The following is a 20,614-nucleotide window of genomic DNA, read 5'->3' as shown; positions in this document are numbered from 1 at the left end:
AGACTGATCTTTTATAATTAGCAAATTAGCTAATTATCACATTATCACATGGTGAATTTGTATCCTACACCTTTAACAGTGGTAATACAATCGATGCCCAGTTTTTGACGGATTTTGCGAATATGAACGTCGATCGTGCGGTCGCCCACAATTACATCGTTACCCCAGATCTGATTTAATATTTCGTTGCGAAGAAAAACGCGCCCGGGTTTTGAAGCGAGTAAGTATAATAATTCAAATTCTTTTTTCGCCAGAACAACCCCTTTGCCATCTACCTTGGCCTCAAACTTAACAGGATCTATTTCGAGGTTATCTATTTTAATGATTTTCTCTTCGGGTTCTTTATTAATGCGGCGAAAAATGGCATGGATGCGGCTAACCAGTATTTTGGGACTAACCGGTTTGCTGATATAGTCATCGGCCCCGGTTTCGAGCCCCTTTATGTGAGAGCTTTCGTCGTTGAGGGCGGTTAAAAATACAATCACTGTATCTTTAAAAGCAGGTTGCGACCTTAATATTTCACATACTTCAACGCCATTCTTCCGGGGCATCATGATATCGAGGATAATCAGGTCGGGCTGGCTTAGTTTGGCTTTCTGAATGGCATCATCCCCATTGTTGGCCGTAACTACCTCATACCCTTCTTTTGAAAGATTATACCGGATAATTTCTACAATATCAGGCTCGTCGTCTGCAATCAGGATCTTGCCTTTAGAGTTCATTAATAAAATTTTGGCAAACCTACTTGAAATGGGGTTTCCCTGTAAATGATAATATTGAGTTCACAATTTGTTAATATATAACATGGGCCCGAATACCGGGAAAATGGGTAAAGTTGAAACCGGTTTTTGTGTTCCTGCTCAGGTTCTTACTTCATTTTTACTGTGTTAAAACCACTTACTGACATTTTTGTTTAGCATGCTGCAATTTTATTACCTTTCGGTCAAAATTATTGTTTTTTTAATATGGTAGAATGCCCGCCAGACTGTGCAACCAGGGAAATTGAGGTGTTGTTGATCTGTATTTTCGGGCAATTTATGTACTAACGACAAAATGGCGAGAGGTAAGTGTTTATACCGCCGGAGGCGGTACTAAATTGAAATCATCGGCTGTATACAACCCTTTGGTCATATTTTTGCTCTACTCCATACAGATGTGCAGCATATGAGGATACATATACTTTATTTATTAATATGTTTATTGGCAGGGCAATTGATCCAGGCTCAAACGGCTTATTCGATTAAAGTGCCAAACGACCGTGAATTGTGGCATGGAAACATTGATAAACAGCAAAAAAAGATAGCTCAGTTTAATAACCAGGGTAGAATTGCCTTCGATACTACTGTTAGTCTTCATATAATGGATGCGCTCATACGCGGGATCGACGAATTGGAGAACCAGATTGAAGCCGATTCAACCCTCCCGGGCCAGGGAAAGATCAAATACCTGCGCAGTATTGACTTTTTATTACAGGGTTATTTAAATAATATGAACCGGAGAGACTATCCGGCTTCAATAGCTCCTGCACTGGTTAAAGCCTTTAGCCAATGTATGACCCTTGATAAACAGCATAAAAGTTTTTTACCGGTAATTGAGGCTAATGACTATGGAGTGGGTAAAATTTTACTCGATTGCCTCAAATACTCCGAAGATAACCCCGGTATTGCCGGCTCACGCACCGTGCTCATGCGAAAATATTTAAAGCTGCACCCCGAAGAAATAATGAGCGAGCTGGCTAAAAATCCCAATGCTTATTTTGCCGATAGCTTAATAAAGGTGGCCGTTAGTACCGATGTAAAAAAAGTATACGATTATGCACAGGCGAACAATTCACTGGGCGACCGCATACGTCATCACTCCGATTCAATGGTGCAGTTGATAGCCCGCATTGCCACCAGTAAAAGCGGACAATTATATTTTCCTTTTTTAGATAACCTGATGCGGGGCAGCATAACCCTCAGGGCTATCGACAGTGTTAAAGATAACGACCTGGGCTATTTTCGTTTACTGGTAAAAACAAGAATAGAATATGTAAAGCGCAGTCTGCCGCCCATCAGCGATACGGCCAACCAGATGCAATCATTAACCGAAATGATGGCCCGTAAAGCCAAACAATATTTTATTCGCGAAATAAATGCGCTGCATACCGCTCCCGATAACGTACGCTTTCGCCGGCTCGATGGATTAACACCACAGGAATTGTATTACCTCGCTGTATTGGGCGAAGATGAAATTTATACATCCAGCTTTGTGCGCGGTGTTTACCCACGCATTTTTCAACGCATGACCCATCCGCGGGGTGATAGCCTTATAATGAGCGTAAACGGCGATTACTTCAGAAAGTTCATAAAAATGGCCGCCGGTTATAACGAGCTGAACGATTTTTTAGGCACGATGGAAAAGCAAAATGCCGAAACCATGATGAAGGCTTTTGTGATAGGACTCGAAAAACCACGTAAAACAAACGATCTGGAAGATGCGGTTGACGTGGCCGATTCGTACAGCAGCATTATGGACAAAGACCGCGAACTGGCCGCTTTTATTTTGAATGAAGTGAATGTAAGTCATACCAAAAACGTACAGGACAATAATAAAAGAGGTATTGTAATTTATAACCTGTTGCGCATTTTATTTCAGTCGGCCGATACTACCAAAAAAGTCGATCTGTCGGCTTTATTAGGGATACCTACTATTTATTCAAAAGACTATACCGGTTTAACCGACGACAGCGGCCGCGTTATTCAGCAGGTATTTTTTTATGGTGATGAAGATAAAGACGGCCAAACCTCTTACCAGAATTTTATGGGCATGTTCCGCGGCAAACCCGGATGGCGTATTGATGAAAGAAGAGCCGAGTGGACATCTGTTATTTCAACCAAAGGCAAACCCGTATGGATATTTGCCAATAAACCATTGTACGGTGAAGATGACCCCGATGATAAAGCACAGGATAAATTAATTGAATACCTGCACGAACGGAATTTAACGCCTACCGTTGTTATTCACCGCGGACATAGTTACCATTTATCAACCACCATTCATAAACTGCCTCCGAGCGCCCGCATTATTGTACTGGGTTCATGCGGCGGGTACAACAACCTGAACGAAGTATTAACTGTGTGCCCCGATGCACATATCATTTCTTCGAAGCAGGTGGGAACAAAAACAGTAAATGAACCTATTCTTGAAGCCATCAACGCGCGTTTGCTCACCGGCCATAATATCGACTGGATAAGTATGTGGCGCGAGCTGAGCACTAAAAAATTTGCTACCGGCGATGCAAAGGAAAAGTTCGACGATTATATTCCTCCATACAAAAACCTCGGCGCCATTTTCATTAAAGCTTACCGAAAAGCGATGGGAGAAGAATAGTTTATGGTTTATGGTTTGTAGTTTGTAGTTGCCATTGCCCGGCGACCAGCCCTTTTTTTTCAGACATTCCTGAATTCAGAAACAATAAAACGGGAAACACAAATTAACAGCCTGTTAAATTTTCTCCATACCGGCTGAACCGGCAGATAACCATAAACCAAAAACAAGAAACCATAAGCTAATTACTTGTATTTTTGCAAACTCGTTATGGCAGGAAAAAGCACGGGGAAGATCATATTTGATTTTAGTTTACTGAAGCGGGTATTTCAGTATGCAAAGCCCTATAAAAAAAAATTTATCCTTTCGGTAGTAATGGCTATTCTATTGGCTGTCATTTCTCCTGTACGGCCATGGCTCATTCAGATCACCATTAATGATTTTGTTCATAAAGGGGTTGTTGGTTCCCGCGTCGAAAAAATAAAATGGGCCGATATGATCGTGTATATCACCATCATACAAATTGTGTTATTACTGCTCGAAACGGCCTTTCGCTTTTATTTCTCTTTTTTAACAGCCTGGCTGGGCCAAACCGTGGTGAAAGACCTGCGCGTAAATGTATATCGTAAAATACTTGGATTAAATCTTTCTCAATTCGACACCACGCCCATTGGCACATTGACCACCCGCACCATCAACGACATTGAAGCCATCAACGATATTTTTTCAGATGGATTGATACCTATCATTGCCGATCTGTTGTCGATCATTGCCGTGCTGGTGTTTATGTTTGTGGTTGACTGGCGGCTTACTTTAATTAGTTTGGCGTCGTTCCCCATTTTGCTGGTGGCTACTTATTTTTTTAAAGAAAGCGTAAATAAATCGTTCATCCGTGTTCGTAATGCCGTAGCGCATTTGAATGCGTTTGTTCAGGAACACATCACCGGTATGGCCATTGTGCAGGCTTTTGCGGCAGAAGATAAAGAGTTCAATAAATTTAAAACCATAAACAAAGAGCACCGCAACGCCAACATCAATGCCATTTTTGCGTATTCGGTATTTTTTCCGGTGGTGGAAATTGTGCTGGCGGTTGGTACCGGTTTAATGGTTTGGTGGGCCGCTACGCATGCTACCGGTTTTATTAAAGAAAATAATCCCGAAGAAGCCCGCCTGCTCATCGGAAAAATGTTTTCCTTCTTTCTTTGTTTGAACCTGCTGTTCCGTCCGCTGCGGGTTATTGCCGATAAGTTCAATGTGCTGCAAATGGGCATGGTTGCCAGCGATCGCGTATTTAAAGTATTGGATAACGGCGATGTAATAAAAACCGAAGGCACATTTGCACCCGACACAGTAAAAGGTAAAATTGCTTTTGAAAATGTTTCATTTGCCTATGTCGACGACCGTTACGTATTAAAAAATATATCATTCGCTGTACAGCCCGGGGAAACGATTGCCATTGTGGGGCACACAGGCAGCGGTAAAACTTCTATCATTAGTTTACTGAACAGGCTATACCATATTCAGCAGGGGGCCATAAAGATCGATGATGTAAAAATTGAAGATTATAAGCTCGATGCATTGCGCAAAAACATCGGGGTGGTGCTGCAGGATGTATTTCTTTTCTCGGGTTCTGTATTGGATAATATTACCCTGCGCAACCCGGCTATTTCGCGCGAGCAGGTAGTAGCAGCTGCCAAAATGATCGACATGCACGATTTTATTATGCAGTTGCCGGGCGGATATGATTATAATGTAATGGAAAGGGGAGGAAGCCTGTCGCTGGGCCAGCGCCAGTTATTATCATTTATCAGGGCGCTGCTGTATAACCCTTCTATTTTGATATTGGATGAAGCTACCTCGTCTGTTGATACCGAAAGTGAGATCCTTATTCAAAATGCCATCGATAAATTAATTGCCGGCCGCACTTCTATTGTTATTGCCCACCGCCTGTCGACCATTCGCAAAGCCAGCAAAATCATGGTGCTCGACAAAGGCGAGATCAGGGAAATGGGTTCACACGATGAACTGATCGCCCGTCAGGGATTTTATTACAAATTGCACCAGATGCAGTTCGAAAAGCATGTGACGGTGTAAATGGCCTGATTGCCTGATTGTTTGATGGTTTTTGGAACACCGGTTACAACCAGTTCTTCTATTTTGAGCCGGTTTTTGGTTGATTTTGATCAAACTCAATGAAAGTCAAAAGGTTAATGTTAGTTCATTAAATACGCAGGCAAAGATTTTATATCTGAACAAACATATTATAAATAATTCAATACGATATATTTAGCCGTTAAGCTTCGTTTTTTTGTTGTCTTTTGCATATTATACCTGGTATATTGGTTACCGCCAACTTTCATCTCGAAACTACCATTGCCTATTGCCTATTGACCATTGCCAATTGGTAATAAATACTTCGTTTTCACGCTTGTTTTTGGCCATCGCTCCTTATCTTTGCGCAAATTTAAAAACAGGTATGCTGTTCAGAAGCGTCAAATCCTTATTGGTAGCGGTTTTCAGCCTGAATTTATTGTTTGCTCCTTTATTAGTCGTTGCAGAGGATGGCGGTGACCAACCCGGCACCGAAAAGGGAGAACATGCAGAGAAAGTAAATCCTGCCAAAATCATTCTGGAACACGTTTCAGACGGCTATGAATATCACTTCTTTACGATCGGGCACAAACATGTTACTATTCCGCTGCCCATAATATTATATTCTCCCGAAAAAGGCGTTTCATCATTCATGTCATCCGACTTTCATCATGGTGAACATGTAGTTAACGGATACCGTTTGCTCAGTGAAGAGTTCATCAAAGAGAACAAGCTGGATGAAGTAAAAAATAAAAAAGGCAAACCGGTTTTCGAATCTGGTAAAATATATGCCGTTGATGGAAGCGGTATGCCGGTGGCAGATGGCAAATTTTACGATTTTTCATTAACGCGCAATGCTACCCAAATGCTCATTTCAGTGATTTTGCTGATATTGATCATGACCAGGATAGCTAAAAAATATAAACAGGGTCAGGGTGTTACCACAGCTCCCAAAGGCTTTCAAAATGCTGTTGAACCGGTTATCACCTTTGTACGTGATGAAGTAGGCAAAAGCAACCTCGGTCACAGCTACGAAAAGTACATGCCTTTGCTGCTGACTATTTTCTTCTTTATACTTATTAATAATCTGATAGGTTTAATACCGGGTACGGCAAACGTTACCGGAAATATCGCCTTCACGGCTGTATTGGGTGTGATTTCGTTCCTCGTTATCATGTTCAGCTCAAACAAACATTTCTGGGGGCACATTTTTAATCCTCCTGTACCCGGCGGTGTAAAGCCCATTATGATACCGGTAGAAATTCTCGGCATTTTCACCAAGCCCTTCGCATTGATTGTGCGTCTTTTTGCCAACATGATCTCAGGTCACATCATTATTTTAAGTTTTATCTGTTTGATTTTTATTTTCGGCGCCATGAATACAGCGCTGGGCTGGGGCACGTCGCCATTCTTTGTAATACTCGTCGTTTTCATATACCTGATTGAAATTTTAGTGGCATTTATCCAGGCATATATTTTTGCCAACTTAACAGCTGTGTTTATAGGGCAGGCATTTGAAGGTGGGCACGATCATTCAGATGTACCGGGACATGATGATCCGGTAGTAATTTAAAAAGAGTTCTTTTTTAATTATAAAATCAAGTATCATGAATTTGATGACTATTTTGTTAGAGGCGCAACCAGGTTATGGTGCAATTGGTGCTGGTTTTGCCGCTATCGGCGCCGGTATAGGCGTTGGTCAGATCGGTAAAGGTGCCGTTGAGGCCATTGCCCGTCAACCGGAAGCTACCAATGACATTCGTGCAAACATGATCCTCGCTGCGGCCCTCGTTGAGGGTGTTGCCCTGTTGGCAGCTGTAGCAGGTTTATTGGCTGTATTACAAGGGTAATCATGCACGTAAAAAATGTACTGCATTCAAAGCAAAGGGCGGCGAATGCAGTATTTTTCTGACTAAAGCAGTATAACAACACGATAAACTTTTAATTATGTTAACACCGGGTTTAGGCTTAATGGTTTGGAACCTTATAGGTTTTTTGATTCTGTTATTTATTCTGGGAAAATTTGCCTGGAAGCCTATTTTGAAATCGTTGAAAGAGCGGGAAACCGGTATTGCCGATTCACTGGCCACTGCCGAAAGAGTGAAAGCCGAAATGGCCCAGTTGAAAAGTGAAAACGAAGCATTGCTGGCCAAAGCCCGTGAAGAAAGAGCCCAGTTGCTGAAAGAAGCCCGTGATACCAAAGACAAAATTATCGGCGAAGCCAAAGAACAGGCTAAGATTGAAGCCAATAAAATCATTGTTGATGCCAATGCGGCTATTCAGCAACAAAAAATGGCTGCTTTAACCGATGTGAAAAATCAGGTAGGTGCTTTGGTTATCGAAGTAGCCGAAAAAGTATTGCGTCGCGAACTGAACGACAAATCACAACAGGAAAAGTACATTAAACAGCTTTCTGAAGAAGTGAAACTTAATTAGCTAATTAGCTAATGTGATAATGTGCTAATGAAAGCCGCCGTTTTACATTAGCAAATTAGCATATTAGCACATTATAAAATTGAAAAAATGCCCAATCCACGTTTAGCGGCACGCTATGCAAAAAGTTTGATCGATCTGGCGAATGAAAAAAAGCTGGTAGAAATCGTGTATAATGATATGCTGTTTTTGCAGGCGCTTTGCAAAGAAAGCCGTGAATTTTTAGCGCTGCTTCGCAGCCCGGTTGTAAAAGCCGATAAAAAAGTGGCAATTGTAGCAGCAGTAACTAAAGGTAAGATCAGCGAACTCACTAATTCATTTAACCGGTTACTGATTACCAAAGGCCGTGAATCAGGACTGCCTGAAATTTCTGCGGCATTTATCGATCAGTACAAACAACAGAAAGGTATTCATACGATTACGCTTACTACTGCGGTACCTGTAACCGAAGATGTGAAAAACCTGATCATCAGCCAGGTACAAAGCCAAACGAGTATGAATAACATCGATTTAAAAACATCGGTGAACGAAGAGATCATTGGCGGTTTTGTGCTTGAAATTGGCGATCAGCTGGTAGATGCCAGCATTTTATATGATTTGAACAAGCTCAAATCACAATTTTTGAATAACGATTTTATTTATAAGATAAAATAGGTTGATGGTGAATGGCCAATGGTCATTGACTATTGACGATAAACAAACTAAAAACTATAAACGGTAATATATATGGTAGAGATTAAACCCGATGAGATATCTGCGATATTGCGTCAGCAATTGAGCAACTTTAACGCTGCGGCCGATCTGGAGGAAGTGGGTACCGTATTGCAGGTGGGTGATGGTATCGCCCGTGTATACGGATTGAACAATGTGCGTTCAGGTGAACTGGTAGAGTTTGAAAGTGGCGTGCGTGCAATTGCCCTTAACCTTGAAGAAGATAACGTGGGTGTGGTATTGATGGGTGAAAGCGGTGATATTAAAGAAGGTGCTAAAGTACGCCGTACCGGTAAAATCGCCTCAATCAATGTGGGCGAAGGAATGCTGGGCCGCGTGGTAAATACATTGGGTGAACCCATCGACGGTAAAGGTCCTATCAGCGGCGAAAGATATGAAATGCCCCTGGAGCGTAAAGCCCCCGGTGTAATTTTTCGTGAGCCGGTAAAGGAACCGCTGCAAACCGGTTTAAAAGCGATCGACGCTATGATTCCCATCGGCCGCGGACAACGTGAGCTGATCATCGGCGACCGTCAAACCGGAAAAACTGCGATTGCGGTTGATACCATCATCAATCAGAAAGAATTTTATCAGGCCGGTAAACCGGTATATTGTATATATGTTGCCATCGGTCAAAAAGCATCTACCATTGCCGGTGTGATGAAAACGCTCGAAGACAATGGCGCCATGGCTTTCACTACCATCGTAGCGGCTTCGGCTTCTGATCCCGCTCCATTGCAGTTCTACGCTCCGTTTGCCGGTGCTGCCATTGGTGAATTTTTCCGCGATACCGGTCGCCCTGCACTGATCATTTTTGATGACCTTTCAAAACAGGCCGTAGCTTACCGCGAAGTATCGCTGTTGCTGCGTCGTCCACCCGGCCGCGAAGCATATCCTGGTGATGTATTTTACCTGCATAGCCGTTTGCTCGAGCGCGCTGCGAAAGTTATCAGCGATGATAATGTTGCCAAAAACATGAACGATTTACCTGATTCAATCAAACATCTGGTAAAAGGTGGTGGCTCTTTGACCGCATTGCCCATTATCGAAACACAGGCTGGTGACGTTTCGGCTTACATTCCTACCAACGTAATTTCGATTACCGACGGACAGATATTCCTTGAGTCGAACCTGTTCAACGCAGGTATTCGCCCGGCCATTAACGTGGGTATCTCGGTAAGCCGCGTGGGTGGTAATGCGCAGATCAAATCAATGAAAAAAGTGGCTGGTACCCTGAAGCTCGACCAGGCGCTGTACCGCGAAATGGAAGCCTTCTCTAAATTCGGTGGCGACCTCGATGCGGCTACCAAACTGGTATTGGATAAAGGTGCCCGTAACGTTGAAATATTGAAACAAAACCAGTATACTCCTTTCACTGTAGAAAAGCAGGTAGCTATTATTTACCTGGGTACACAGGGTTTGTTGCGTGAAGTTCCGGTAAGAAGGATGAAAGAGTTTGAAGAGCACTTTTTGATGGAAATGGATAACAAGCTGAAAGATGTATTGACTGACTTTAAGAAAGGCAACTTACCTGAAGATGGTGTTAAGAAAATGGTTGACCTGGCCAATACCATAATACCTCAATACAAAGCATAATATAATTTGCAATATGTTTTAAGTCCCGCCAACCGGCGGGACTTTTTTATTACCGCCTCTTCGGCGGAAGATAGTTTTGCACGGAGATCTTGTAATACATAATAATTGTATTTTATCTGTGAACATCTGTGAAATCCGGGGCAAACCGGATTTCGTTGCGCCGGCAACGATATAATCATTCGCGGCTCCCGCTCCGGAGGGATAAATTTTTTTTATAAAAACGTAACATTACTATTGCATAATTAAAATTCAGTTTAGATATTTGTGAGGCAATCTCGAATACAATTTCAAATTCTTGCCCAATCTCCTGTTAGAACCGTACCAGTTTTCCTTCAAAAATTTGTATCATTTTCCCCAATGTTCCGTGAAAATCGCTAATTGATTTTCCAATTCTCCTGTGCAATACCTGTAATTCCGGTCCCTTTAAAAGCGTACCATTATGAACAGTTACCTGTTGAAACATATATATATAGGAGAGTTATCAGTTATCATTAAGCGAAAAGCTGCATCTGTAATCATCCTGTGCATTTGTTTATCTTCTTTTTCTGTTAATAGCCTGGCTGCAACCGGCACTAACAGCCATGTAAACACTAAATCATTTTATTTCAATTGTAATAAGTATAGCGGGCCGGTGGTTTCAACACTTCCGGCGGGCAATAAAAGCTGCTTTATAAGCAGGCAAACAGCAGCCATACCGGCTGCCCGGGGCCTGTAGCTATAAAGCATTTGCGGGCACGGCCCAACCCTGTGGTAAACCGGTTACGTAAAGTATAAAGGAGGGTGATGAAAGAACCGGTAGTGGATGTGTGTGTGAAGAGATAAGCGATTGTGAATCAATCAACTGTTTTACCGAACAATTATAAGTTAAGTATTGTAATAAGTGATATGTATGTTTTAAAGTACCCGTATGTAGCCTTGAACCGAATTGTAAAGAGTTTATTTTAAAGGGTACGATCAACAACACCGTCCCGTTTCTACGGGATGGTTTCTTAAGAAATTTTTTGAACACTTACCATAAAGAGTTTATTTTAAAGGGTACGATCAACAACGCTGTCCCGTTTCTACGGGATGGCTTTTTTAAGAACCCTTCTGCATTAGGATAGACCCCCCGCAATCCCATTTCCTTTTTAAGCCATGGTAGTAATTGAATACATGGTATGAAATAGCAACTTCAAAAATCCAGGTTCCGATTCAATTTCCAATTGCACTATTTACCGGAGTTTATTTATTGAGTTTGTAACAGTGCATCTGTTCAGGATCGCTGCTGCATATATACCGATTGCTGATTGGCAATGGCAAACCGCTTATTGTTAATCGGGTTCACCTCATCTATTGAAAAAATAAAAACATGAACAAGCCTTACCTCAATCCTGCCGGCAGGCGTTTTTTGCATGCCATTACTGCTGTTATTTTAACCCTATTTCACTTAAAACCCATACCCATACACGCACAGGGGCTGGTATTTAAAAATGCAGCGCTTGTTTCGGGCACTGCCGGTAATGATGGTGCCGTTTACCGTTATTCGAATGTGACTACCAATGTTGATGCCCTGGTAACGATCAGCGCGCGATCTTCTTCGCTGGTTACTTTATCAAACCTTGATCTTACCAGCAGCGGATGGGATAAAGCATTTCAGCCTCAGGTTGCTTATTCAAATGATAACACATCGGGCAAAACAGAATGGTGGATGGAATTTGAAATATCTTTTGTTGCACCCAATACAGGAACGCCTGTTACTGTTTCAGATTTTGATTTAACGGCTATTGATATCGATGGCAATGGCAATCGCATCAGAGAATGGGTTTCGTTATACGACCTGAAATCATATACGGTTGAAAGCAATTCTTCGCTTATTGTTACCGACGAAACTGAAGATGTTAACGGCGTGCAAACGGTTACCGGAAAAAGATTTGAAGGACCTAATACCACATATGGTAATATCGATACCAATGCTACCCGCGTAATGGTCACTGCACGGTACGAAAACAAATCACAGCTTCGTATACGCACGGGCGGTACAGCCAATGGCAATAACATCGATGCCGACCGCATGTATTCTTTCTGGTTCAAATCATTTTTATATCAAACTCCTGTACAAAGTACTTTGCCCGTAACCTTAAGTTCGTTTACTGCTAAAAAGGCCGACTCGCGTGTTGTGTTAAACTGGACTACCGAAGTTGAAAAAAATGTAAGTCATTTTGTTGTTGAAAGAAGCTTAAATGGTACCGGCTTTACAGATGCCGGTATTATTTTCACCGACGGTGATGCCGAAACACGAAGAGATTACAGCTTCACCGATGATGTAAAAAATGTTACCGCTGCTATACTTTATTACCGTCTCAAAGTTGTTGATCTGGATGGCTTGTATAAACAATCGGCTGTTCGCATAATACGACTCACCGACAGCAAAGATGCCGCCGTACGCATGATCGTTTATCCCAATCCGGTTATAAATGAAGTGCGCGTTACATTGCCCCTGCTGTGGCAGGATAAACCGGTAACCATTCAGGTGATCAACAGCAATGGTACCGAGGTAAAAAAGATAGCAACCTCCAGAGCTGGTCAAACCGAAACATTTGGCGTAGGCAACCTGCCCGCCGGTGTATACATCGTAAAAGCATCGAATGGGAGAGAAGTGGCTGTTCAACAGTTGGTAAAAGCAAAATAAAGAACAGGAATATCTCTAAAACAAAAAGTCCGAAAGCGGTTTTCACCAGCTTCCGGACTTTTATTTTTTCCGACTTCCGACTTCCGACATCAGACTTCAGACTTCAGTCTTCCGACATCGGGCTTTATTGCTTCAATACTTTCTTTTGAAAAATATGATTATTACCGGCCATGATTTCAAGCACATACATGCCTTTGGCCAGGTTCGCCGGCGCCCGGAGGCTGAGCGAATGATTGCCTGCATTTAATTGCTCTGTTGAAACGATTATTTCCCTTCCCGAAAAATCAATTAACTGGATGCGCACAGTTTCTTTGGTTTTTAACTGCAGCTGCACATTCAGATCTTTATCGAATGGGTTGGGTATCACCTGTACATCCAAACCTTTTACATTCAGCCGTATGATGCCCGAATGGGTAGTGCTGCCACCTTTTTGAATGATCTTTATGCGGTAGTAGCGAATCGTAGAATAAAGGTTGGTTTCATCGGTGAACTCGTAGTTATTTACGTCGCCATTGTCTTTACCGGCTACTTTCCCTATCGTATTAAATGTAATACCGTTCTCTGAGTGCTCTATTTCAAATGAAGCAATATTAGCGTCTTCGTTCAATGACCAATGTAATACCGATTTATCGTCTTTCAGACTGCCTTTAAATTTAAGGTTGCTTAATGGAAGCACTCCATCCGAGAAAAAGCAGGTAGGCGTTTGTCCGGGATTATGAGGATCGCTTGAATTCACAAAAATGATATTGCCATCTGCATCGAGCAGGGTGATCTTCGACTGGTTACAGATTTGCTTATTGGGTTCTGTAACAACAGCAAATTTTACCACCGCCTCGTTGGCAGTACCCGGTTTAAGAATGCCGCCCGACTCGCCGGGTGAGTTTACCAGCCGGCCGCCCGAAACGGCAAAAGGCATTACCCCGCTAACGTCTGCTATTTTTGTACCATTTAAAGTAGTGGTGCCCTTAAGATAACTGGTAGATGGCGGAATATAATCATACAACTTTACACCGGCAGCATTAATATTGCCGGTGTTGATAACGGTAATTGTATACACTACTGTATCGCCGCCTACAATCACAGAACTTCCGTTTATGTTTGCGGCTGTTTTATCGGCCACAATAGCGCTCGACAATACCGGGAAACCGCAACTGGTATAATCACCGCTTTCGAATACGCTGGTGCCTGTGCTCAGGGTGGTTCGGGCCATGGTTCCGAGATTAATTTTGAATACGCTCGAATAGGCCCCGCCGATAAATACATTCCCCGATGCATCAATAGCCATCGATTGTGAGCTGATACCCGAAAGGGTAGGTGTTACCAGGCCGAGATAGGTAGCAACACGGGTATTGGGGTTTATTTTATACATTTTGCTTGAATTAACAATCATGTATAATTTGCCCGAGCCGTCGGCAAACATATCGCCCCCCGATTCGTTCAACACACTATTGGCCGATCCGTTATTGGCGTCATTGATCAGTGTACCCAGCTGGGTAATGGTAGGTACATTGGTTTTAGGGTTTACAGTGAACCTGATCAAATCTTCGCCCTTTGAAGTAAGGGCATAGCCATATCCGTCAGAGCCAAAGGCCATGCGGTTAATGGTGCCATAACTGGTATTGGTTTCGAGCGGGTAGTTAACAAATTCTTTGGCAGTATCTACCAAACTGTTTAAATCAACATAACATAAATTTTGAGGCGCAGTATTGTTATTAACGAAATAAATGCGGTTTTTGGTTTTATCGTAGGCAATCGCAGCCGTATTCGTTAATACTTTATAGGTGGTGATCGCTTTACCGGTAATTGCGTTAACGCAGGGGCCGGTAGCTCCGTTATAAACAATAGCGCCTGTTGAACCATCGGCATTCATTTGCCTGATCACACTGTAGGTGTTGCTTCCTGTTTGGGTGGTTGCAACGCTTTGATAAATTTTCGCACAACTAAGATCGGGATCGATATTCGTAAATACGGTATTGGTAGTTTGAACAATTGATACGCTGTTATAGGTTCCGTCTACTGTTGCAGTATTGGTAATGCTTCCGCCGTTGGCAGTTACAGTAACTGCAAAGGTAACGGTAACAGGTTTGTTGGGAGCAAGTATTCCAGCTCCGTAGGTGGGTGATTTTATAAGGCCGCCGCTGCTGGCAAAAGGCATTTTTCCGCTTGCGTCGGCAACAGATGCGCCATTCAGGGTAGTTGAACCCGCTACATACGACACACCTGCAGGAATATTATCATATAATCTTGTATTGATAAAATTCCCTGTAGAAGTATTGTTTACAATAATGGTATATACCAACTGGTCGCCCTGCGATGCTGATGAACCATCGCCACCTGTAGTAATATTTTCTACAGATTTACTGAGGGTCATCGTTTGCGCGTATACACCTGACTGTTTACAATAAAACAATAAAAATAAGAACAGGAATTTCAGAGGGTAGCTTTTTGTTTTCATAGAGGTCGGATTTTCCACGTGCGAAAATAATTCAATTATATGCAGTTGAATTAATTAATATAATGCTAATGCATTATGCATTCGGTATTATATGTAAACAGATTTATAATATATGCATAAGAGTTAGTTTGATGATATTAAATAAAAAAGTCACGGGCAAAACCCCGTGACCTTTTATTGTATATGTCGGTTTCCGAACTCTCTTACTGTTTCAAAACTTTTTTCTGGAAAATACGGTTATTCCCGGCCATGATTTCAAGTAAATACATGCCTTTGGCCAGGTTTGCCGGCGCCCGAAGGCTGATGGAATTACTTCCTGCGCTTAATTGCTCGGTTGAGGAGCATACTTCCCTGCCCGAAAAATCAACTAACCGTATACGTACTGTTTCTTTGGCTTTTAACTGCAGCTGTATGTTCAGATCCTTGTCGAACGGATTTGGTATCACCTGTATATCCAAACCTTGTACATTCAACCGTATGATGCCTGAATGGGTTGAGCTGCCGCCTTTTTGAATGATCTTTATCCGGTAGTATCGAACCGAAGAATATAAATTGGTTTCATCGGTGAACTCGTAAGTGTTTATCTGGCCATCGAATTTTGCGGCAACTTTGCCGATTGTATTGAAGGAGATGCCGTTTTCGGAATACTCAATTTCGTATGAGGCGATGTTTTCATCTTCACTCAGGGACCATTGTAATACCGATTTATCATCTTTCAGGCTGCCTTTGAATTTTAGATTCGTTAAAGGAAGCACGCCATCTGAATAAAAACAGGTGGGCGTTTGACCCGGGTTATTAGGGTCGCTCGAATTTACGAAGATGATATTTCCGTCGGCATCGAGCAGGGTGATCTTCGACTGGTTACAGATCTGTTTATTGGCCTCGGTAATAACGGCAAATGTTACTTTGGCCTCGTTGGCAACGCCGGGTTTAAGAATACCGCCCGATTCGCCGGGTGAATTTACGAGGGCGCCACCCGATACGGAAAAAGGCATTACACCGCTTACATCTGCTACACTTGCACCATTTAATGTGGTGCTGTTGCGAAGGTAGGTGGTAGCCGGCGGAATATAATCATACAACTTTACACCGGCTGCATTGATATTACCTGTGTTGATAATTGTAATGGTATAAACCACTGTATCGCCACCTACTACTGTTGAACTGCCGTTATAGTTCTTCGCTGTTTTATCGGCCACAATAGCGCTCGATAATACGGGAAAACCACAACTGGTAAAGTCACCGCTGAACAGCAGTCCGCCAGTTGAGCTAACTGCTGTACGCACCATGGTTGCCAGGTTAATTTTATAAATATTATCATATGCCCCACCGATGTATACATTACCGGCAGCATCGATGGCTATTGATTGTGAAGGTTCACTGCTGCTGAATGCCGGAGTAACCAAACCCATGTAAGTGGCAACCCGCGTAGTGGGGTTAATTTTATACATTTTACTCGAGTTAACGATCATATATAATTTACCCGAGCCATCGGCAAACATGTCGCCTCCGGTTTCATTCAATACATTATTGGCCGTGCCGTTATTGGCATCATTCGTAAGTGCGCCCAGCCGTGATATGGTAGGAATGTTGGTGGAAGCATTTACCGAAAATCTGATCAGGTCGAGTGCAGTTGATGTTAAAGCATATCCATATCCGTCTGAACCAAACGCCATACGGTTGATGTTGTAACCGGTGCTTCCGTTTGTTTCCAGTTCATAGGCCGAGGTCGAAGGGTATACCCAGGCCGTATCCGGCGCGTTTAATTTAATATAGCTAAGCGGCGCCTGAACCACATTGTTAACAAAGTAAATGCGGTTCGTGTTTTTATCATACGCTATTGCTGCACTCGATGTTAATCCGGTTCCTGCTGTCATCGCGGCCCGTGTAACTGCATTGTAGGTTTTTCCGCCTACACCGCTATAAATTACAGGGCCTGCTGCTCCGGTAGCATTGTTGCTTACTGTTCTGAGCACACTGTAATTACTGCCTGAGATGGTTGTTTGATAAATGGTAGAGCAGGAAAGATCGGGATCGATGTTCGTAAATACCGTATTGGTTGTTTGAACGATCGACACGCTGTTGTAGGTTCCGTCTACGGTAGCATAGTTCGATATACTTCCTCCGTTAGCGGTTACGCTTACCTGAAAAACGATGGTAACAGCTTTGTTGGGAGCAAGAATGCCCGATCCATAAGTGGGCGAATTGATAAGTCCGCCACTACTGGCAAAAGGCATTTTGCCACTTACATCGGCAACAGAAACACCATTAAGTGTGGTGGAACCTGCTACGTATGCAACACCTGCAGGAATATTATCATATAATCTTGTATTGATAAAATTTGCGGTGGAAGTGCTTCTTACAATAATAGTATATTCCAATATATCGCCCTGGGACGCATTGGAGCCATCGCCGCCTGTAGTAATATCTTCTACAGATTTGCTGAGCACCATTGTTTGTGCGTATACACCTGACTGTATGCACCAAAGCGATAAAAATATGAACAGGACTTTCAAAGGGTGGATTATAAATTTCATAGCACGGTTTTAAACCGGTGAAATGTATTTAATAAAATTCGCTTGTCATAACCAATAAAAGTGTTATGCATTTTAAAGCTGAAAATGACCGATCAACAAATTTTTCTTTTTTAATCATGAGCTTTTTTTGCGCAATAACGCTTTAGTGGAAATTTATTTTTATATGTATTATTTGTTATATAGTATATTCATCTACGTTAAAATAAAAAGAGGCTAAATCGCCCCAAAAGCAAAAAGTCCGAAAGCGGTTTTAGCGCTTTCGGACTTTGATGTATATATAAATATCAGGGTAATGCTATCGTTTCAGCACCTTTTTCTGGAACAGGTGATTATTACCTGCAGAAATTTCCAGCACATACATGCCTTTAACCAAACCTGCAGGCATTCTGAGACTGAGCGAATGGCTTCCTGCACTTAATTGCTCGGCGGAAGTATATACCTCCCTGCCATAAAAATCAATCAGCCTGATGCGTACCTGTTCATTCGATTTTAACTGCAGCTGTACATTTAATTCTTTATCGAACGGATTGGGTATTACCTGTATATCGAGCCCTTTTACATTCAGCCTAACCGTTCCCGAATAGGTAAAGCTTCCTCCCTTTTGAATTATTTTTAAACGGTAGTAGCGTAATGACGAATAAATATTTCTTGTATCGGTGAACTCGTAATTATTGATCAGTCCATTGTCTTTGCCAGCAACATTGCCAGTTGTATTAAACGAAATGCCGTTTTCGGAATATTCTACCTCATACGAAGCAATATTCGGGTCTTCGTTTATCGTCCATTGCAATACCGACATTTCGTTATTTAAACTTCCTTTAAATTTCATGTTATTTAACGGAAGCACGCCATCTGAATAAAAGCAGGTAGGTGTTTGGCCTGGGTTATTGGGGTCGCTTGAGTTAACGAAGATGATATTTCCGTCGGCATCGAGCAGGGTAATTTTCGACTGGTTACAAATTTGTTTGTTGGGATCTGTTATAACCGCAAATTTCACCACTGCCTCGTTGGCTACGCCTGTTTTAATGATACCGCCCTGTTCGCCCGGAGAGTTTACATACCGGCCACCGCTAACAGCATAAGGCATTACACCAGCCACGTCTGCCAGCAGGGTACCATTCAGATACGTTGAATGGGCAAGGTATGTGGTAGATGGGGGAATATAGTCGTACAGTTTCACCCCGGCAGCATTGATATTACCGCTGTTTATTATGGTAATGGTATAAACAACGGTATCGCCACCCACTACGGTTGAGCTGCCGTTTATGTTCGAAGCTGTTTTGTCGGCAGTTATCGAATTTGATAAAACAGGGAAACCGCAACTGGTGTAGTCGGCGCTGTAATACCCGCCTGAACCAATAGATGTTGCGGCCATGGTAGAAAGGTTAATTTTATACACGTTGCCATAAGCCCCTCCGATATACACATTACCTGCTGCGTCGATTGCCATAGATTGGGAAGTACCCGGGAAAGGACTTACCGAGCCCATAAATGTTGCCACAAGGTTAGTAGGATTAATTTTATATAAATGGCTGCTATTGGCAATCAGGTATAATTTACCGGAACCATCGGCAAATATATCTCCGCCCACTTCTGTTGTACCGTCTCTCACATTCATGGAGCCATTGTTAGCATCATTTACCAGTCCGCCAAGACGGGTAATGGTAGGAACATTCGTAGAAGGATCAACCGAAAACCTGATCAGGTCTTCACCATTTGAAGTAAGCGCATATCCATAACCATCAGAACCAAAGGCCATACGGTTAATGGTACCGTAGCTTGAATTTGTTTCCAGTGGATAGCCTACAAAGCGCTTCACGTTACCAGCGGTTATATCATAATAATAAAGATCTGTAGGGGCGGTAACGTTATTAACAAAATATATGCGGTTTTTAGTTTTATCATATGCAATGGCGGCAGAGGATGAGATTGGGCTGTTCCCAATGTAAGCTCCGGTAAGGGCATTATACGTAGCCACATTGCCTCCATCGATCATCTGTGCACTGTTTGCGCCCGTAGATGTATTAATAGTTCTAAAAATCCTGTGGTTACTATTTGTAGAAACTGAACTTGGCGTAATTGCATAAATGGTGTTACAGGTAGCATCGGCAATCAGGTTGGTAAACACCGTGTTGGTCGTTTGAACAATCGATACGCTGCTATAGGTTCCATCTATGGTAGCGTTATTCGAAATGGTTCCTCCATTGGCTGTTACCTTCACCTGAAAAATAATAGTGGCCGGCGAATTGGGTGCAAGAATACCCGCCCCGTAGGTTGGCGAATTAATAAGCCCGCCGCTGCTCGAAAACGGCATTTTGCTACTTACATCTGAAACCGAAACACCATTCAGCGTGGTAGAACCGGTTACATACGATGTTCCCGCCGGAATATTATCATACAGTTTTGTATTGATAAAGTTACTGGTTGATGTGTTCGCAACACTAATGGTATAAGTGAGAATGTCGCCCTGGGATGCACTTGTTCCATCGCCACCTATAGTAGGGTTTTCTACAGATTTGGTTGTGGTCATTGTTTGCGCATATACGCCTGCGTAAATACTGCAAAGCCAAATTGATAATAACAGGGCTTTCAAAGGGTAGAGATTTCTTTTCATAGATCCGGATTTACACACGTGAAAAATATCTAATAAATTTTATTTATCATAACCAATAAAAACGTAATGCATTAACCGCTAACAGTAATTAAAAAACAAATATTAATTTTTAATACGTCACCATTTTTAAATACACATTTGCATTATCGTTAGTTTATGTAATAAAAGAGCTTTATCTGTTTGAACGCCGTCAGGACAGC

General features: G+C 42.3%; 13 protein-coding genes. 9 read left to right on the top strand and 4 right to left on the bottom strand.

Annotation, left to right across the window (positions count from 1 at the left end; all coding sequences use genetic code 11):
- Positions 1 to 44 precede the first annotated feature (44 nt).
- Entirely contained in the window at positions 45 to 722 is a 678-nt protein-coding gene (locus AC59IL_RS25920) for a response regulator (RefSeq protein WP_496555126.1), read from the bottom strand.
- Positions 723 to 1,164: 442 nt separating this feature from the next.
- On the opposite strand from AC59IL_RS25920, the gene AC59IL_RS25915 reads away from it, so the two are divergent.
- From AC59IL_RS25915 to AC59IL_RS25875, 9 genes are all read left to right on the top strand, one after another.
- On the top strand, positions 1,165 to 3,372 hold the full coding sequence (locus tag AC59IL_RS25915; RefSeq protein ID WP_496555125.1) for a hypothetical protein: 2,208 nt from the start codon (positions 1,165 to 1,167) through the stop codon (positions 3,370 to 3,372).
- A gap of 207 nt (positions 3,373 to 3,579) precedes the next feature.
- Positions 3,580 to 5,403, top strand: coding sequence for an ABC transporter ATP-binding protein (locus AC59IL_RS25910; RefSeq protein ID WP_496555124.1), 1,824 nt, complete (start codon positions 3,580 to 3,582; stop codon positions 5,401 to 5,403).
- A 382-nt stretch (positions 5,404 to 5,785) separates the two neighbouring features.
- Positions 5,786 to 6,973, top strand: coding sequence for a F0F1 ATP synthase subunit A (gene atpB, locus AC59IL_RS25905; RefSeq protein WP_496555123.1), 1,188 nt, complete (start codon positions 5,786 to 5,788; stop codon positions 6,971 to 6,973).
- A gap of 34 nt (positions 6,974 to 7,007) precedes the next feature.
- Positions 7,008 to 7,250 (top strand): ATP synthase F0 subunit C, encoded by a 243-nt coding sequence (atpE, locus tag AC59IL_RS25900; protein ID WP_496555122.1) that lies wholly within the window; start codon positions 7,008 to 7,010, stop codon positions 7,248 to 7,250.
- Positions 7,251 to 7,347: 97 nt separating this feature from the next.
- Complete coding sequence (gene atpF / locus AC59IL_RS25895) at positions 7,348 to 7,836, top strand: F0F1 ATP synthase subunit B (RefSeq protein ID WP_496555121.1); 489 nt, start codon at positions 7,348 to 7,350, stop codon at positions 7,834 to 7,836.
- Between the two features lie 87 nt (positions 7,837 to 7,923).
- The gene (gene atpH, locus AC59IL_RS25890; RefSeq protein WP_496555120.1) at positions 7,924 to 8,487 is read left to right on the top strand and encodes an ATP synthase F1 subunit delta; all 564 of its coding nucleotides are present in this window, start codon (positions 7,924 to 7,926) and stop codon (positions 8,485 to 8,487) included.
- Between the two features lie 72 nt (positions 8,488 to 8,559).
- Positions 8,560 to 10,140: a F0F1 ATP synthase subunit alpha gene (gene atpA / locus AC59IL_RS25885; RefSeq protein ID WP_496555119.1), complete on the top strand. Its 1,581-nt coding sequence runs from the start codon at positions 8,560 to 8,562 to the stop codon at positions 10,138 to 10,140.
- Between the two features lie 439 nt (positions 10,141 to 10,579).
- Positions 10,580 to 10,855: a hypothetical protein gene (locus AC59IL_RS25880; RefSeq protein WP_496555118.1), complete on the top strand. Its 276-nt coding sequence runs from the start codon at positions 10,580 to 10,582 to the stop codon at positions 10,853 to 10,855.
- Between the two features lie 633 nt (positions 10,856 to 11,488).
- On the top strand, positions 11,489 to 12,808 hold the full coding sequence (locus AC59IL_RS25875; RefSeq protein WP_496555117.1) for a T9SS type A sorting domain-containing protein: 1,320 nt from the start codon (positions 11,489 to 11,491) through the stop codon (positions 12,806 to 12,808).
- Between the two features lie 124 nt (positions 12,809 to 12,932).
- Here AC59IL_RS25875 and AC59IL_RS25870 read toward each other — a convergent pair whose 3' ends face one another.
- From AC59IL_RS25870 to AC59IL_RS25860, 3 genes are all read right to left on the bottom strand, one after another.
- Positions 12,933 to 15,263, bottom strand: a complete 2,331-nt coding sequence (locus tag AC59IL_RS25870) for a T9SS type A sorting domain-containing protein (protein ID WP_496555116.1) — start codon at positions 15,261 to 15,263, stop codon at positions 12,933 to 12,935.
- Between the two features lie 203 nt (positions 15,264 to 15,466).
- Positions 15,467 to 17,800, bottom strand: coding sequence for a T9SS type A sorting domain-containing protein (locus AC59IL_RS25865; protein WP_496555115.1), 2,334 nt, complete (start codon positions 17,798 to 17,800; stop codon positions 15,467 to 15,469).
- A gap of 295 nt (positions 17,801 to 18,095) precedes the next feature.
- Entirely contained in the window at positions 18,096 to 20,414 is a 2,319-nt protein-coding gene (locus tag AC59IL_RS25860) for a T9SS type A sorting domain-containing protein (protein ID WP_496555114.1), read from the bottom strand.
- Positions 20,415 to 20,614 lie beyond the last annotated feature (200 nt).

Source organism: Niastella sp. sgz303648 (genome assembly GCF_059587045.1).
Note: the sequence above shows the minus strand (reverse complement) of the source record. Positions and strands in the feature narration are given on the sequence as shown.

What these genes read in the sequence shown, in the direction of transcription:
- AC59IL_RS25910 (WP_496555124.1), top strand. Translation starts at nt 3,580, where the DNA reads ATGGCAGGAAAAAGCACGGGGAAGATCATATTTGATTTTAGTTTACTG.
- atpF (WP_496555121.1), top strand. Translation starts at nt 7,348, where the DNA reads ATGTTAACACCGGGTTTAGGCTTAATGGTTTGGAACCTTATAGGTTTT.
- atpB (WP_496555123.1), top strand. Translation starts at nt 5,786, where the DNA reads ATGCTGTTCAGAAGCGTCAAATCCTTATTGGTAGCGGTTTTCAGCCTG.
- AC59IL_RS25920 (WP_496555126.1), bottom strand. Translation starts at nt 722, where the DNA reads ATGAACTCTAAAGGCAAGATCCTGATTGCAGACGACGAGCCTGATATT.
- AC59IL_RS25875 (WP_496555117.1), top strand. Translation starts at nt 11,489, where the DNA reads ATGAACAAGCCTTACCTCAATCCTGCCGGCAGGCGTTTTTTGCATGCC.
- AC59IL_RS25915 (WP_496555125.1), top strand. Translation starts at nt 1,165, where the DNA reads ATGAGGATACATATACTTTATTTATTAATATGTTTATTGGCAGGGCAA.
- AC59IL_RS25860 (WP_496555114.1), bottom strand. Translation starts at nt 20,414, where the DNA reads ATGAAAAGAAATCTCTACCCTTTGAAAGCCCTGTTATTATCAATTTGG.
- AC59IL_RS25870 (WP_496555116.1), bottom strand. Translation starts at nt 15,263, where the DNA reads ATGAAAACAAAAAGCTACCCTCTGAAATTCCTGTTCTTATTTTTATTG.
- atpE (WP_496555122.1), top strand. Translation starts at nt 7,008, where the DNA reads ATGAATTTGATGACTATTTTGTTAGAGGCGCAACCAGGTTATGGTGCA.
- AC59IL_RS25880 (WP_496555118.1), top strand. Translation starts at nt 10,580, where the DNA reads ATGAACAGTTACCTGTTGAAACATATATATATAGGAGAGTTATCAGTT.
- AC59IL_RS25865 (WP_496555115.1), bottom strand. Translation starts at nt 17,800, where the DNA reads ATGAAATTTATAATCCACCCTTTGAAAGTCCTGTTCATATTTTTATCG.
- atpA (WP_496555119.1), top strand. Translation starts at nt 8,560, where the DNA reads ATGGTAGAGATTAAACCCGATGAGATATCTGCGATATTGCGTCAGCAA.
- atpH (WP_496555120.1), top strand. Translation starts at nt 7,924, where the DNA reads ATGCCCAATCCACGTTTAGCGGCACGCTATGCAAAAAGTTTGATCGAT.